The organism is Gammaproteobacteria bacterium, assembly GCA_028817255.1.
Taxonomy (GTDB): domain Bacteria; phylum Pseudomonadota; class Gammaproteobacteria; order Porifericomitales; family Porifericomitaceae; genus Porifericomes; species Porifericomes azotivorans.
On record JAPPQA010000186.1, the window covers coordinates 1 to 14,672 of the forward strand.

Annotated in this window: 16 protein-coding genes and 1 pseudogene; 2 read left to right on the top strand and 15 right to left on the bottom strand. The window is 65.4% G+C overall.

Features of this window, described 5'->3' with window-relative positions; all coding sequences use genetic code 11:
- Nucleotides 1-368: 368 nt before the first annotated feature.
- From OXU43_07575 to OXU43_07625, 11 genes and pseudogenes are all read right to left on the bottom strand, one after another.
- On the bottom strand, nucleotides 369-1,589 hold the full coding sequence (locus OXU43_07575) for an ATP-binding protein (GenBank protein MDD9825014.1): 1,221 nt from the start codon (nucleotides 1,587-1,589) through the stop codon (nucleotides 369-371).
- Nucleotides 1,590-1,759: 170 nt separating this feature from the next.
- Nucleotides 1,760-2,659, bottom strand: a complete 900-nt coding sequence (gene rapZ / locus OXU43_07580) for an RNase adapter RapZ (protein MDD9825015.1) — start codon at nucleotides 2,657-2,659, stop codon at nucleotides 1,760-1,762.
- A 60-nt stretch (nucleotides 2,660-2,719) separates the two neighbouring features.
- Entirely contained in the window at nucleotides 2,720-3,196 is a 477-nt protein-coding gene (locus OXU43_07585) for a PTS sugar transporter subunit IIA (GenBank protein ID MDD9825016.1), read from the bottom strand.
- Between the two features lie 24 nt (nucleotides 3,197-3,220).
- A pseudogene (gene raiA / locus OXU43_07590) lies at nucleotides 3,221-3,517 on the bottom strand (ribosome-associated translation inhibitor RaiA).
- Nucleotides 3,514-5,046, bottom strand: coding sequence for an RNA polymerase factor sigma-54 (locus OXU43_07595; protein MDD9825017.1), 1,533 nt, complete (start codon nucleotides 5,044-5,046; stop codon nucleotides 3,514-3,516). The pseudogene raiA and the gene OXU43_07595 overlap by 4 nt, the downstream one beginning before the upstream one ends.
- On the bottom strand, nucleotides 5,047-5,766 hold the full coding sequence (gene lptB, locus OXU43_07600) for an LPS export ABC transporter ATP-binding protein (protein ID MDD9825018.1): 720 nt from the start codon (nucleotides 5,764-5,766) through the stop codon (nucleotides 5,047-5,049).
- A 59-nt stretch (nucleotides 5,767-5,825) separates the two neighbouring features.
- Nucleotides 5,826-6,245, bottom strand: coding sequence for a lipopolysaccharide transport periplasmic protein LptA (gene lptA / locus OXU43_07605; GenBank protein MDD9825019.1), 420 nt, complete (start codon nucleotides 6,243-6,245; stop codon nucleotides 5,826-5,828).
- Complete coding sequence (gene lptC / locus OXU43_07610; protein ID MDD9825020.1) at nucleotides 6,220-6,936, bottom strand: LPS export ABC transporter periplasmic protein LptC; 717 nt, start codon at nucleotides 6,934-6,936, stop codon at nucleotides 6,220-6,222. Before lptC ends, lptA begins: the two co-directional genes overlap by 26 nt.
- Nucleotides 6,933-7,499, bottom strand: a complete 567-nt coding sequence (locus OXU43_07615) for an HAD-IIIA family hydrolase (protein ID MDD9825021.1) — start codon at nucleotides 7,497-7,499, stop codon at nucleotides 6,933-6,935. Before OXU43_07615 ends, lptC begins: the two co-directional genes overlap by 4 nt.
- Nucleotides 7,496-8,446 carry a KpsF/GutQ family sugar-phosphate isomerase gene (locus OXU43_07620; protein MDD9825022.1) on the bottom strand — a complete coding sequence of 317 codons (951 nt, stop codon included), beginning with the start codon at nucleotides 8,444-8,446 and terminating at the stop codon, nucleotides 7,496-7,498. The genes OXU43_07615 and OXU43_07620 overlap by 4 nt, the downstream gene beginning before the upstream one ends.
- Nucleotides 8,447-8,477: 31 nt before the next feature.
- The gene (locus tag OXU43_07625; protein MDD9825023.1) at nucleotides 8,478-9,464 is read right to left on the bottom strand and encodes a calcium/sodium antiporter; all 987 of its coding nucleotides are present in this window, start codon (nucleotides 9,462-9,464) and stop codon (nucleotides 8,478-8,480) included.
- A gap of 201 nt (nucleotides 9,465-9,665) precedes the next feature.
- Here OXU43_07625 and OXU43_07630 point away from each other — a divergent pair, with 201 nt between their 5' ends.
- Complete coding sequence (locus OXU43_07630; protein MDD9825024.1) at nucleotides 9,666-10,676, top strand: phosphotransferase; 1,011 nt, start codon at nucleotides 9,666-9,668, stop codon at nucleotides 10,674-10,676.
- Between the two features lie 24 nt (nucleotides 10,677-10,700).
- A complete protein-coding gene (locus tag OXU43_07635; GenBank protein ID MDD9825025.1) occupies nucleotides 10,701-11,387 on the top strand; it encodes a nucleotidyltransferase family protein in 687 nt (228 codons plus the stop codon).
- 61 nt (nucleotides 11,388-11,448) lie between these two features.
- Here the strand turns inward: OXU43_07635 and queC are convergent, their stop codons facing one another.
- From queC to pal, 4 genes are all read right to left on the bottom strand, one after another.
- The gene (gene queC, locus OXU43_07640; protein ID MDD9825026.1) at nucleotides 11,449-12,147 is read right to left on the bottom strand and encodes a 7-cyano-7-deazaguanine synthase QueC; all 699 of its coding nucleotides are present in this window, start codon (nucleotides 12,145-12,147) and stop codon (nucleotides 11,449-11,451) included.
- A complete protein-coding gene (gene queE / locus OXU43_07645) occupies nucleotides 12,131-12,757 on the bottom strand; it encodes a 7-carboxy-7-deazaguanine synthase QueE (GenBank protein ID MDD9825027.1) in 627 nt (208 codons plus the stop codon). The genes queC and queE overlap by 17 nt, the downstream gene beginning before the upstream one ends.
- A gap of 82 nt (nucleotides 12,758-12,839) precedes the next feature.
- Nucleotides 12,840-13,898, bottom strand: a complete 1,059-nt coding sequence (gene ybgF / locus OXU43_07650) for a tol-pal system protein YbgF (protein MDD9825028.1) — start codon at nucleotides 13,896-13,898, stop codon at nucleotides 12,840-12,842.
- A gap of 10 nt (nucleotides 13,899-13,908) precedes the next feature.
- The gene (pal, locus tag OXU43_07655) at nucleotides 13,909-14,454 is read right to left on the bottom strand and encodes a peptidoglycan-associated lipoprotein Pal (GenBank protein ID MDD9825029.1); all 546 of its coding nucleotides are present in this window, start codon (nucleotides 14,452-14,454) and stop codon (nucleotides 13,909-13,911) included.
- Nucleotides 14,455-14,672: the final 218 nt, after the last annotated feature.

A 14,672-nucleotide genomic window follows, 5' to 3' on the forward strand; every position in this document is an offset into this window, starting at 1 on the left:
GCCGGAATGACATGGAGGAGGCCGGAATGACGGAAGGCAACATATAAATGGCGGAGTAGGCTTTATTCGCTGGATGCCCGCGGGGTTTCTGCACAGCCTGGAAAGCGCGAATCTTTGGCCGTCCGCCTTTCCCTCGAGCCGTCATGAAGGAGCGCGAAGCGCGCGCTTGATATGCTGGATTCCTGCTTTCGCAGGAATGGCGAGGTGTGAGATGACGGGCTCAACCTGTAAATGCAACAGGTGGTTTGATACCGAAAAATACCTGATGCGACGTTTTCATGCTGAGACCTTTCCTCGGACAGTTATTCGTTTTGTGCATAAAAGCATAGAGATCGTGTGCGATCACGATCCGGTTATGCCTTGCTTCCCTAAGGGCGAAAATCTAAATTCATGCGCCGCCGGATGTATTCGTCCAGCAGCGGCACGGCCAGAGTGTATTTGCCGTGCCGGTTTTTGAATACCATGCCCTTGTTAAACAACGCGGTTAGCATCTGGTTGGCATGGCTGTTGCTGAAAGCCCGTTCGGTGGATTTTGAGGTCTCTACGATTTCCTGCACGGTGAATTCCCCTGCGCTGTTTTCAAGGCGGGCAATGACGGACAGCAGATCGCGTTGCCGGTCGGTCAACTGCGCCCAGCGGCCCTCAAAAAAATCCATGTCCAGTTTGCGGGAGATCCGGCGGAGAAGGCTTTCGCCGTGCTCGTCAATCTGTGGGGAAGCGCTGGTCAGATAATCGTATAGTTCCCGGCACCAGAATTGGATGAAATAGGGGTAGCCCTTGGTGCGCTCATAAATCATGTCATCAAGTTGAACGAAGACGTTCTTAATATGTTTTGGCTCTTCGTCCAAGGGTTTGACGATCGCTTCGCGCGATTCTTTGCGACTCAAATTGCCCAGCGTCCATACCCGGAACATGCGCTCGGCAAATGTCCGCGACGCAACCAACTTGGGGAATAACGGCGGCAGTCCGGTCAGCAACAGCATGAATGGCACGCCCTGACTTTGCAGGGAACTGAACACATCGAGCAACAGGCTGAGAGGGTATTGTTTGTCCTTGTCCTGGTCAGCCAGGTTTTGCGCCTCGTCCCAGGCGAAGACGATGCCCTTTTGGTTCGGTAGATGTCGTTGCATCAAATCCCATGCGATAAGCAGAACCCGCTTGAGTTTGTCCGAAGTCAAACCCGGTTGACGCTCGAACAGCGCCCACATGGTTTCGTAGTTAAAGCGAATCGCCTGACGTTCCGGCTGGTCGGCGAATCCGAGGGGATGCCGCTCGCTTGCGGCGTATTCCCAGTCGCTGGAAAAGGTGTTCAAGTCTGTCAGCAAGCGTGTTACCAAGTGGGTTTCGCTGATCGAAACCGCCTCGGAAATGTCATTGCTCGCCCAAAGCCAGTTGTTTTTCACGGCTTTCTTGCGGAGTTCTTCCCGCATGAGCACGGTCTTGCCGACGCCGCGGATGCCCGTCAGGACAAGATTCTCCAGGATCTGCGTTTGCGCCAGGAGTCGGGAAAACTCTCGCCGTTCGGCATCGCGCCCGGCGAGATAGGGCGGGGCGTGGGCGGCGCCGGGTCGGTATGGATTATCTGCCATCGTCAAATTTATATATATTTAGCCAAAAGACTAAATTTAGTATTTCGGCTAATTATATCTAAATTTGGGCTTAATGCAAGAGTTTCCAAGGGATTACAAGAAACCGGCCGGGGGTCGCGGCCCCTCGCGGCCCGAACGCACCCGCCCGCCCGCCTGAGGCAGGCGCGCGCTCAGGATGCGCGCGCCGTGCCGGACGCCGCCGGTATGTCGCGGTGGCGCACCACCGCCTGGCGGCCGCGCTCCAGAAACAGCTGCGCCAACCGCTCTACGACATAGACCGAACGATGCTGGCCGCCGGTGCAGCCTACGGCCACCGACAGGGAAATGCGGTTTGTGCTCTCGAAGGAAGGGATGCAGTGCTCCAGGAATTCCACGAGCTGGGCGAGGAAGCTCTGCGCCGCCTGCTGCCGGTCCAGGAATGCGGCCACCGAGGGGTCTTGCCCCGTGAGGGCGCGCAGGCGCGTTTCCCAGTAGGGGTTGGGCAGTCCCCGGGCATCGAATACGAAGTCGGCGTCTCGGGGCAGGCCGTTGCGGTAGCCGAAGGATGCCAAGTGCAGCAGAAAGGTCGCGGCGGCATGCGGCTCCAGGGTTTGTCGGATGATCCGGGACAAATCGTGGGAGTGTATCCGGGAGGTATCGAGCCGCAGGTCCGCCCATTCCCTGAGCGAGCCCAGCAATTGCCGTTCCTGTTGGATGGCCTGCGCCAGGGGGACTTCCGCGCGCTCCAGGGGATGCCGGCGGCGGGTTTTCTGGAAGCGCTCGACCAGGCGTTCCTCGTGCGACTCGAGAAACAGCAGGAAGACGTTGATGCCCTGGGCCTTCAGTTCGCGCAGCGTATCCGGCAGTTGCGACAGGTCTTCCTTCAGGGCGCGGGTGTCAATCCCCAGCGCCGCCTTGCCGGAGGGGAAGCGGCGCTCTTCCTTTCCGGGCGGTTGCAGCAGGTACGGGATCAGCCCTACGGGCAGGTTGTCTATGCAGTAATACCCGAAATCCTCCAGGGTATGCAGCGCGACGGTCTTGCCGGCGCCGGAAAGCCCGGTGATGACGATCAATTGTCGCAGTCGTTCCATGGTTGGCCCGGTTGGCCCGTGTCGGCGGAGAAAGACGGGGGGGCAATTCCGCCCCGGCGTTTATTGCCCGTTTTGCGTCAACAGTTCGTATATTTTGCTTGCGGGGTAGCGCCTTCTCAGCGCGCGAATTATTTTGTCGTCAAGCAGCGTTTCGGCGAGCGCCTCCAGGTAGTGCGGCTTCTGCTGGGCGGCGTCGTTGGGGACCAGCACGCCGAAGATTAAGTCCACCTGCGTCTGGTCGGCGGCGGCGTAGTCAATCTTCTTGTCCAGCTGCAGGAAGGCGCCGATGGGCTCGGAAATGTAGCTCATGCACGCATGGGGCAGCGCCACCCCCTTGCCCAGCGCGGTGTTGCCCAGCCGTTCCCGCTCGAGCAGGGTCTCGCAGATCTTGTTCTGGCACAGGCCCTGGTCGCCGCTGGCGAGCAGTTTCGCCAGCGCTTCCAGCGCGCACTTTTTGTTGTTGATCTTCTGCCGGCACAGAATCCTTTCCGGCGAAAGGATTCGGCCGATCCGCGACGTGCCGTTGCCCGCGGGCATGGCTTCTTCTCTGAGGGTCGCTTCCTCGCTGCGATGGTGGTCTTTCATTTTTTCCCGGTACTTGGCGAGTTGTCGGTCCAGTTTGCTGGCCATTTCGTCTATGGCGGCGTACATGTCCTCGTTTTCGGCGTCAGCGTACAGGGTCGCGCCCTTGAGCGCGAAGGTCGCCTCGGCCTGCTTGCGCTGCTTCTCGATGCCAAGAAAGACATGGGCGTGCAGCACGTTGTTGGGATGCTTTTCGATCCGTTGCAGCTTGGTTTTCACATAGTTGCGGATCGCCTCGGTCAAGGCCATGTGGTGGCCGCTGATCTCGATCTTCATGCCGGGCCGTGCGGCGCAGGCCGCTGCGCGCGGCGCTCGAGCTTCGCGGCCTTCGCGACCTTTGCGATCTTTTTGCGGCCGCGGCAGTCGGAGATGCCCAGGCTCTCCCGGTACTTTGCCACGGTCCGGCGGGCGACACGGATTCCCTGCTGGGCAAGCAATTCCGCCAGTCTGCGGTCGCTGAGGTGGCTTCCCGGCGGCTCGGCCGCAATGATCCCTTTCAGCACGGCCTTGACTGCCGTGGAGGAGCGGGAGTCTTGTCCCTTGCCCAGGGAACTGGAGAAGAAATACTTGAGTTCGTACATGCCTCGGGGGGTCAGTATATATTTTTCTGTGGTGGCGCGGGAGACGGTGGATTCGTTCAGGTTCAATTCCTCCGCGATGTCGTTCAGTACCATGGGCCGCATGGCGCTTTCCCCGTGTTCCAGGAAGTCTTGCTGCCGTTCGACGATGCAGGCGGCGATTCGGCGCAGAATATCGGCGCGCGTTCGCAGGCTTTTGATGAACCAGCGGGCCTCCTGCAGGTGGGTCTTCAGCGAGCGCCGGTCTTCGCCGTTGCAGCCGTTGCGCGCCAGTTCCTGATACAGGCGGTTGACGCGCAGCTTGGGCGCCGCGCCGGCATTGTATTCGACCTTCCAGCGGCCTCGCTCTTTCTTCGCGATCAGGTCGGGGATCACGTACTTTATGTCGGCTTCCTGGCTCTGCGTGCCGGGGCGCGGGTCCAGGGAGCGGACCAGATTGACCGTCTCTTGCAGTTGCTCCGGCGGCAGTCCCAGCGCTTTGCCTATGGCGGCGAAGTCGCCGGCGGCGAGGAGGTCGAAGTAATCGGAGACCAGCCGGGAGGCCTGTTGCCGCCAGGGGGTGTCGGGAGGCAGCTGTCCCAGTTGCAGGAGCAGGCATTCCTGCAGGGTGCGGGCGCCGACCCCCGGCGGCTCGAATTCCTGTATCTGCGCCAGGATGCCCTCCAGGCTTTCCAGCCGCGCGTCTCCGCCCAGGGTATCGCGCAATTCTTCCAGCCCCGTGGTCAGGTAACCTTTTTCGTCAATCGCGCCGACGATGGCGGCGGCCAGGGCGTGTTCGGTCGGGTCCAGGGGCAGCAGGTTCAGCTGCCGCTCCAGGAGGTCGTGCAGGGTTTGCCGCCCCGTGCCCAGGGATTCCTGCGGCTCCAGGGCGCGGTTGCCGCTACCCGCAGGCCGGGCGGGGCCGTCGTAGATTTCCCCCCAGTCGCTGTCCATGGGGAGTTCCGCGGGGATGTCTTCGGGCATCGCGGCGGCCTCTCCTTCCTCCGCCTCGGGCGCGTTGCCGGATTCTTCTCCGGCGGCCCGCTCCTGCCGCTCGTCGCGCGCGGCGCCGGCATTCTCTTCCGCCCCCCCGTCTTCGGCCTCTTCCAGCATGATGTTGGATTCCAGGGCTTGCTGGATCTCCGTGCGCAATTCCAGGTTGGAGAGCAGCAACAGGCGGATGCTCTGCTGCAGCTTTGGGGTCAGGGCCAGCCGCTGGCCCAGTTGCACTTTCAACTCGAATTTCATCTAGATATGGGCCCGCTTCCCCAGGTAGAGGCGCAGCGCCTTGTCGTTGGTGAGGATCTCTTGCGGGCGGCCCTGTACGGCGATGCGCCCGCCGCTGACGATATAGGAGCGGTGGCAGATCTGCAGCACCTCCCGGGCATTGTGATCCGTAATCAGGATGCCCAGGCCCGAGCTGCAAAGTTGCTGCGCGATTTGCTGCAGGCCGTGGACGGAGATGGGGTCTATGCCCGCGAATGGCTCGTCCAGCAACAGGAAGCGGGGGTTTGCCGCCAGCGCCCGGGCGATCTCCAGCCGGCGCCGTTCCCCGCCCGAGAGGCGCTCCCCCAGCTGGCGGCGCAGGTGGGAGATCTGGAACCGCCGCAAGAGTTCCTCCAGCAGCTCCCGCTGCTGGCCGCGGTCCAGGTCGCGGCGCAGTTCCAGGATCGCCGCGATATTGTCCCCGGCGCTCAGTTTGCGGAATACCGACGCCTCCTGCGGCAGGTATCCCAGCCCCAGGCGCGCCCGCCGCTCGATGGTCAGGTGGCCGATCTCGCGCCCGTCCAGGAGGATGCTGCCGCTGTCCTGAGCCAGCAGCCCTACGACGATATTGAAGCAAGTGGTCTTGCCGGCGCCGTTGGGGCCCAGCAGCCCCACGATTTCGCCTGTCGCGACCCGCAGGTCTATGTCTTCTATCCCGCCCCCGCCGGAGCGGAATCTCTTTGCCAGGCGCCGGGCTTCCAGGACGCCCTGCCCCTGCCCCTGCCCCTGCCCGTTCCGCGGCCCGCCGTTCGCGGCGCCGTTCACTCCGCGGCCTCCTCCGGCGCCGGCGGCTCGATCGTGACCCGGACCTTGTCGTCCCCGGCGCGGTCGCCGCGCGCCAGCACCCGGCTGTTGACGGTGTCGTATTCGACCCATCCGCCGCGGAATTCGATATTCTGCTGTTCCACGACCACCTCGCCGCTCAGGATGACCCTGCCCTTTTGCGGGTAATACTCGATCCGCGAGGCCCGGGCCTCGTCGTAGCCGTCGGCATGTTCCGGGCGCTGGCGGTACGTGGCCGGCCGTCCCTCGACGATGGCCTGTTGCAGACGGCGATCCTCGGTGTACGTCATGGTCATGGTGTCGCCGGTCAGGCGCAGGCTTCCCTGACGGATGACCACGTTGCCCCGATATACGGATTTTCGGGCGCGCTCATCAAGTTCGCCCGTTTCCGCTTCCATCTCGATAGGCTGTTCCCGGTCCAGCGCCAGGGTCCAGGCATTGCCGCAGAAGCTGGCCGCCGCCGCCGCCAACAGGATCCCCGCCGCCGCCCGGGCGCGGCGCCAGCGTTCCCCGCACTTCGCCCAGCAGCTCCAGCCGCCCTTGCGCCAGGTCGGCGCGCATTCCCCGGGCGGCCAGGGCGGCCCCGGGGCGGTACGCCCGCACCGGTCGCCGCGTTCGCGCGCGGCGCTCATCGGGGTACAAGCGCACGTCTTCCGTTTCCAGGCAGACGGTCGCGGTTCCTTTTTCTTCTGCACCCTTCCATATGCGTACCTTTCCCTCTAGAAGGATAGTGCGATCTTCCTCTTCTATCCAGGCCCGTTCGGCCAGCAGGAACCAGGGCGGGGCGCCCTCGGCATAGATCTCCAGGCGGGGCGCCGTGAGTTCGCTGCGCTTGCCCCGTGCCAGGCCGCGCAGCGCGTCCCCGTAGAGCCGGTATTTTGGCCTTCCCCGTTCGTCCAGGATCAGGCTGTCGGGCTGCGCTACCGAATAGGCCGGCCCAGCGGCGTCCGCGGGCGCCGCGGCGGTGTCGCCGCTCGCCCACCAGGCGAGCGAGCCGCTGCCGGCGACGGCCGCCGCGATGGCCAGCATGGCTGCCGCCGTGCCGCGGTCCAGAAACCCTGGAGAGCGCATAGGGCGCCGGGCCGTCACTTGGTTGCCCCGGGCGCGGCGCGGCCCCGGGCCAGGTAGGTGGCGAGCGTTCCTTCCCAGGCCCCCTGCGCGTCCAGGATCGCCTCGCAGACTTCGCGCGCCGCCCCGCGCCCGCCGCCGCAACGGGTGACCCAGTCGGCGCGCTCTTTGACCAGGGGGTGGGCGTCTGCCACCGCGATGGAGAGACCGACGGTCTCCATGGCCGGGAGGTCCACCAGGTCGTCGCCCACGTATGCGGCGCGAGCGGGGGCCAAATCGAAGTGCTCGAGCATCTCCTGGCAGGCCGGGCCCTTGTCGTTGCGTCCCAGGTAGCACAGCCCGACGCCCAAGGCGGCGAGCCGCGCGCGCACCACTTCGGAATTGCGCCCCGAGATCACGGCCGTTTCCAGTCCCGAGTGGTGCAGCAAGGCAAAGCCGAGGCCGTCGCGGACATGGAAAGACACGTATTCGTTGCCGTCCGTTCCCAGATGCAAGGCGCCGTCGGTCAGTACGCCATCCACGTCGAATATAATCAGGCGGGCGCGCGCCGCTTGCTCCCGCAGCTCTGGGGGCAGGCGGTTCACACGACGCGGGCGCGCAGCAGGTCGTGCATATTCAATATGCCAACCAGCCGGCGATCTTCGTCGGCAACCAGCAGGGCGTTGATCCGGTTGGTCTCCATCATCCTCAAGGCTTCCACCGCCATGCAGTCGGGCGGCACGGTCTTGCAGTCGCGGGTCATTGCCTGAGCGATGCGCAGCTGGTGGATATCCACTTTTGAGTCCAGAGCGCGCCGCAGGTCGCCGTCGGTGAAAATGCCCGCGATGCGGCCGTCCCCGTCGGCGACCGCGGTCACTCCCAGGCTTTTGGCCGTCATCTCCAACAGGGCCTCGGGCAGGGCCGTGTCCGGCGCCACGCGGGGGATTTCTTTGCCGGTGTGCATGATGTCCGAAACCAGAAGCAGTTTCCGGCCCAGGGAGCCCCTGGGGTGAGAGCGGGCGAAATCCTCCATGCTGAAGCCGCGCGCCTGCACCAAGGCAATGGCCAGCGCGTCGCCGAGGACCAGTGCCGCCGTCGTGCTGGCCGTGGGCGCAAGCCCGAACGGGCAGGCCTCTTCCTCGATCCCGGCATGAATGCTTACGTCCGCCTTCGTTGCCAGCAGGGAGGACGGTTTGCCGGTGATGGCGACGAGCGGCACCCCCAGGCGTTTCAGCACGGGCAGCAGGGTGACCAGCTCTTCCGTTTCCCCGGAGTGGGAAATGATCACCGCCACGTCCTGGTCCGTGACCATGCCTATATCTCCGTGCCCGGCCTCGCCGGGGTGTACGAAAAAGGCAGGGGTCCCGGTGCTGGCCATGGTGGCGGCGACCTTGCGGGCGATATGCCCGGATTTCCCCATGCCCGTTACCACGGTGCGGCCCTTGCAGGCCAGGATCAGCCGGCAGCCGGCGGCAAAGTTTTCGTCCAGAGAGGAAAGCAGGCGCGCCACCGCGTCCCTTTCCGTCTCGATCACGGTGCGCCCGGTCTCCAGGAGACTTTGCGTTTGCGCCTGCGGCTCGGGACTACGGGACAAGGGCGCCTCCGTGCCGGAACGACAGGTAAAGCCAGTATTGGTAGGCCAGGAAACAGCTCAGCAGGACACCGCCTTCGATGCGGTTGATCCGGCGTTTGCCGATGCCGAACAGGAACAGCCCCATGAGCAGGGCGAGCCCCAGCATTACAGGAAAGTCGCGGTGCAGGATCGCCTGTTCCAGGGCGCCAGGGGAAATGATCGCCGTCACTCCAGTCACTCCCAGGATATTGAAGATATTGGACCCGATAATGTTTCCTATGGCAATTTCCACCTCGTTGCGGAAGGCGCTGGCCAGCGAGGCGGCCAACTCCGGCAGGCTGGTGCCGAGCGCGGCCAGGGTCAGGCCGATGATCAAGTCGCCGATCCCGAAGGTCTTGGCGATGCGCGTGGCGCTCCAGACCAGCAGTTCGGCGGCGATCAGCAGCATGATCAGGCCCCCGGCCAGGGCGAACAACTCTCCCCACAGGGAAAGCGCCGGGCGTTGCGCGGCGCGCTCCAGTTCGTGGGCGAGTTCGTCGCCGCTACGCAGCCGCAGGGCGGCGGCGGATATGAACCAGAGCAGAAACGCCAGACATGCCAGCACCAGGCCGCCCTCCCATCGGGCGAGCTGCGTGTCCCAGACCGCGACCAGGAAAGCCAGGTAGGCCAGCAGCATAACCCAGTATTCTCGCGCCAGGGTCTTGGAAGTGACGGCAATCGGCAGGATCAGGGCGGTGGTCCCCAGCACCAGGGAGGAATTGACGATGTTCGAACCCAGCGCATTGCCGATGGCGATCCCCAGCCTTCCCTGCCAGGCCGCTACCCCGGAGACGAGCAACTCGGGGGCCGAGGTGGCGGTGCTGACGATGACCACTCCCGTCAGCAGACGGGGGAGCCGCAACCGCGTCGAAATCCCCGCCGCCCCGACAATGAAGCGGTCCGCCCCGTAGGCAAGCAGGGCGACGGCGACGAGCAGGGCCAGGCAATTTACTAGCATGCGGTCTCCTCCGCGCGGGGGCAGCGGCGCGAACGTGCGATCCGGCGAGCCGCAATCTTTGCGGCGCCGGCCGGGCGTGCCGCGGCAACGCGGTGGGCGCCTCGGGTTACTTTGGGACAAAGATACCAGATTGACGGATGCGGGGTAGCCGCCGGCCCGGCGGGATCTGCTACCGTGTCCCCGCGGGTTCCTCGACTTGCGATGCAGAATCGTTCCAACAGGCTGAACAGGCTGAAATTGTGGGGGGCAGGGGCGCTGGGGGTCGAAGCGGAGACCTGCGGCATACGCCCGGCGTCCGAAGACGCCAGCTTTCGCCTCTACTACCGGCTGACATTTCCGGGAGGGCATTGCATCGCCGTCTATTCGCCCCCCGAGCGGGAAGACAACCGGGCCTTCCTGGATGTGGCGAAGCGGCTGCGGGACGGCGGGCTCAACGTCCCCGAGGTGATCGCAACCGACCTGGAGCGGGGATTTCTGCTGCTGAGCGACCTGGGGGAGCGTACCTACCTCGATGCGCTGGCGACCGAAGACCCGGAGCCGTTGTACGAAGACGCCCTGGCGGCCCTGGCGCGGATGCAGCGCCGGGCGGATGCCTCCGGTCTCCCTGACTATGACCGCCCTTTGCTGCTCGGGGAGATGGAGCTTTTCGAGCGCTGGCTGTTGCGCGAGCACTTGCAGCTCAGGCTGCAAAAAGCCGATGCGGCCCTGTTGCGGCGCTCTTTTTCCCTGCTGGCCGACGCCGCCCTGGCCCAGCCGCGCGTCTTTGTGCACCGGGATTACCACTCCCGCAACCTGATGCGGATGGCGGACGGCAACCCCGGGATTCTGGACTTTCAGGATGCGGTGTACGGCCCTTATAGCTACGACTTGGTATCGCTGCTCAAGGATTGCTATATATGCTGGCCCCCCGCCCGGGTGCGGCGCTGGGCCTGTTCCTATCTGCGCCGGGCGCAGGGCCTGGGTCTGTACGCGCGAATCGGCGAGGAGGAATGGTTGCGGGATTTCGAATGGATGGGGATGCAACGCCACTTGAAGGCGGCGGGGATTTTCGCCCGTCTCTGGCTGCGCGACGGCAAGAGAGACTACCTGCCGCACCTGCCGCGGACCCTTGCCTACATCGTCGCGGCGCAGGGGGCGCAGGCGCCGTTGCCGGAGTTGCGCGCCTGGCTCCGGGAGCGGGCGCTCCCCAGGCTGGAACGGGCGCCGCAATGAAGGCCCCGCAATGAAGGCCCTCCAATGAAAGCCATGATCCTGGCGGCCGGCGACGGGATGCGCCTGCGTCCCCTGACCGCAACGGTGCCGAAACCGATGCTGCGGCTGGGGGGCAAGCCTCTGCTGCAATACCAGGTGGAGAGATTGACTCGGTGCGGCGTCACCGACCTGGTGATCAACCATGCCCGCCTGGGGCGCCAGATCGAGGATTATTTTCGCGACGGGCGCCGTTTCGGCGCCCGCATCCGCTATTCGCCGGAAGGCGAGTCGCCGCTGGGAACGGCCATGGGGATTCGCAAGGCCCTGCCGCTCCTGGGCCCGCGCCCGTTTCTGGTGGTCAACGCCGACATCTGGTGCGAGCCCCGTTTCGGGCGCCTGCGTCTGCCTGCCGACAGCGAGGCGCATCTCCTGTTGGTGCCGAACCCCAGCCATCGTCCGCGGGGGGATTTTCGCCTCGCCGCCGGGAAGGTGTTCCCCGGCGGCCAGCCGCGCCGCACGTATGCCGGCGTGGGGATTTATCGTCCGCGACTATTTGCCGAGGGGACCGCCCCGGAGTTGGCTTGCGTATTGCGCCGTGCCGCCCGGCAGGGATCGGTCAGCGGCAGCTTGTACCGGGGGCGCTGGACCGATATGGGAACGCCGGAGCGGTTGCGGCTCGCGCGCCGGCTCCTGTCTGCCGAAGGCCGGGACGGAGCCCTCGCGCAAGGATAAACCCGCTTGGCCGGCCGCCTGGGCGGCGCCGGGTGTCGCCGGGGCCGCCATAGCGGCGGCGCTATTCTCCGGCGCCCGGGGCGTAGCGCGTGGGGTCCGGCAGGCCCGCGTCCCGAAAGCCGTTCCTTCGGAAGCGGCAGGCGTCGCAACGGCCGCAGGCCCGTCCCGCCGGGTCCGGCCGGTAGCAGGAGACGGTCTTCGAGTAGTCTAGGCCCAGCCGGGTGCCGTGCTGGACGATCTCCGCCTTGCTCATGGCGATGAGGGGCGCGTGGACGCGCATTCCCGCGCCTTCCGCGCCCTGCCGGGTGGCCAGCCGCGCCAGCCGTTCGAATGCGCGGATAAACTCCGGCCGGCAATCGGGATAGCCGGAGTAGTCCACGGCGTTCACGCCGATAAAGAGATCCCGGCAGTCCAGCGTTTCGGCCCAGCCCATGGCGATCGCCAGGAAGATCGTATTGCGCGCCGGCACGTAGGTGACGGGGATGCCGCTCGTCGGCGCCTCGGGCACTGGCAGCCGCGGGTCGGTAAGCGCCGATCCTTCCCGGCCCAGGTCCAGCCGGACCGCGCGGTATGCCGCCGCCCCGAGATCCCGGGCCAGGCGCTGCGCCATTTCCAGCTCGATGCGGTGGCGCTGGCCGTAATCGAATCCCAGGGCGTGGCAGGAAAACCCCTGTTGCAGCGCCGTCGCCAATACGGTGGCGGAATCCATGCCCCCGGACAGCAGCACGACCGCCCGGGGCGGGTCAGCGTCCGGGCACATCTCCCCAGAGGTATTTGTGCAACTGCACTTGCAGCCGCACGGGCAGGCGGTCGGCGAGGATCCACTCGGCCAGCCGGGCCGGGTGCAGGCGCTCGTGGGCGGGGGAGAACAGGACCGTGCAGCGTTCGGCCAGGGCCAATTCTCCCGTCTTGCGTACGGCCCAGTCGTAGTCCCGCCGGTCGCAGAGCACGAATTTCACCTGGTCGCGGGCGCGCAACAGGCGGATATTGCCGAAATCGTTCCTGCGCTCTTCGCCGGAGCCGGGGGTTTTCAGGTCCAGCACTTTCATGACCCGCGCATCCACCGCCGATATGTCCATCGCTCCGCCGGTCTCCAGAGAGACCTGGTACCCGCGGTCGCACAGGGCGGCCAGCAGGGCGGGACAGGCCCTTTGCGCGAGCGGCTCCCCGCCGGTAACCGTGACGTGCTCGGCCCCGTATTGCGAAGCGGCGCTCAGGATACGGTCCAGGGACATCCATTCCCCGCCGTGGAAGGCGTATGCCGTGTCGCAGTAATTGCAGCGCAGGGGGCATCCTGTCAGGCGGATAAAAACGGTGGGCAGTCCGGCCTTCGTGCTCTCCCCCTGGATGGAGAAAAAGATCTCCGTGATCCTGAGCCGCGGCGGGTCGCAGGCGGGAGACGGGTCTTTGCGGGAAGGGGACCGGGGGACTGCCTTTGCGCTGGGTGGAGCGTCAGGGCTTCTGGGCACGGAACTCGTTCAGGCGCTTCGCCGCCAGGCGGGCAACCGTGGAATCCGGGAATTTTCGCATCACCTGCTCCAGCGTCTTGCGGGCTTGTTGCTGGTCGCCCAGTTCGTATTGGCTGTATCCGATTTTCAGGAGGGCGTCAGGGTACTTGAGGCTGGCGGGGTAGCCGGAGAGCAGCTTTTGGTATTCGACGACGGCCGTCTGGTACCGTTGCGACACATAAAACGCCTCCGCCAGCCAATATTGCGCGTTGTCCGCCAACTCGCCCTCCGGGTATTTCGTCAGGTATTCCTGGAAGGCCTCGATGGCATGGTCGTAGTGAGACTGCTTGAGGAAGTTAAAGGCCTTTTCGTATGCGGCTTGCTCTTGCAAGGGATCTTGTTCCCATGGCACTTCCGCCGGGGTTGCCGCCGGGGGCTGTTGCGGAGCCGTTATAGCGGGTATCGCCGCCGCGGCAGGCGGTTGCGGCGCAGCCGGCGGCGCATTCGGGGGCGCAGCCGGGGGCGCCGCTTGCGGCGGCAGCGTCTGGGCGGAGTCCCCGTCCCGGGGGGGCGCCGCCGCCTCGGCGCCTGCCTGGCGGGGCGCCGGCGCGGCTTCGGCCGTCGGTAATTCTCCGTTTGCGGCGCCGTTTGCGGGCACGGCTGCCCCGGCCTCAAGGGGAGAATACTGCCCGGAGTCCGCCGACAGTTCATCGTCGGCGGGCGCGGTCGGCTGTTGCAGCTTTTCCGTCAGCAGTTGTATCCGCCGGTCCAGGTCGGCGTAGAGATCCTGCTGTTTTTTCTTCATGTTGTTTACCGCGTGCTCCTGCAGTTCGAGTACGCCATGCAGGCGGCGGGTCTCGTCGCGAAGCTGGTCGAGGCGCTGCGAGATTTCCAGCAGCGCGCTGCTGCCCGCAAAGCGCTCGACCCGGCTCAGCCGCTGTTCGATCTCGGCGGCCCACTGGGAGGCCTCGGGCGTCTCCGGCTGCGTCTCCTGGGACAGGGCGCCCGGAGCCGCCGGCAACAGAACGACGGCGGCAACCAGGGAGGCGAATGCCCGTGTCATGCGTCCGGCTTCAATACGCGAGGTCAACACGCCGGTTGAGGCGCCAGGCCTCTTCGTCGTGGCCCTCGGCAAAAGGCTGTTCCTCCCCGTAACTAATGGTGCGGACCTGGCTGGTTTCCGCCCCCATCAGGCTTAACAGTTGCCGGACGGCGATCGCCCGGCGCTCTCCCAGCGCCAGGTTGTATTCCCGGGTGCCGCGTTCGTCGGCATGCCCTTCCAGCCGGACCTCGAGCCCCGGGTTCTGCAACATGTGGTTGGCATGCGCCTCGATCACCGGGTGGTACTCCTGAGGAATGAGATCGCTGTCGTAGTCGAAGTAAATGCTACGCTGCTCAAGCAGGTGCTCCTTCGTCTCCGCCAGGGCGCTCCCTTCGCCCCCCCCCTCCGGGTCGTCAATCCCGTAGGTCGTTCCTTCCTGGGTCTCTAGTTCCGCCGCCGGGGGATTGCGGTCCTCCACCGCCGGCGGTTCCTGCTGGGCGGCCCGGGAGCAGCCGACGACGAGGAGAAAAAAGAGCAGCGGATATGCCGCGGCAACGGTATGGCGCCTTGTTCGCATGAGGGTTTTCTCCATTTGGCTCGAAAAACGGTGTCGCTAGACCCCTTGGACGGGATAGTACCGCAGGTTGCCGGCAGTTGGCATCCCCGGCGCGTCTCCGGCAGGCCGGGCCGGGCGGCGCCCAGCCGTTACGCAATCGAAGCGAAACGATTCCCACCCCGCCCTGGAGGGTAGATTCCTGCCCCCGTTAATGCAGTAAAGACAAGCCAGGGGCAAGC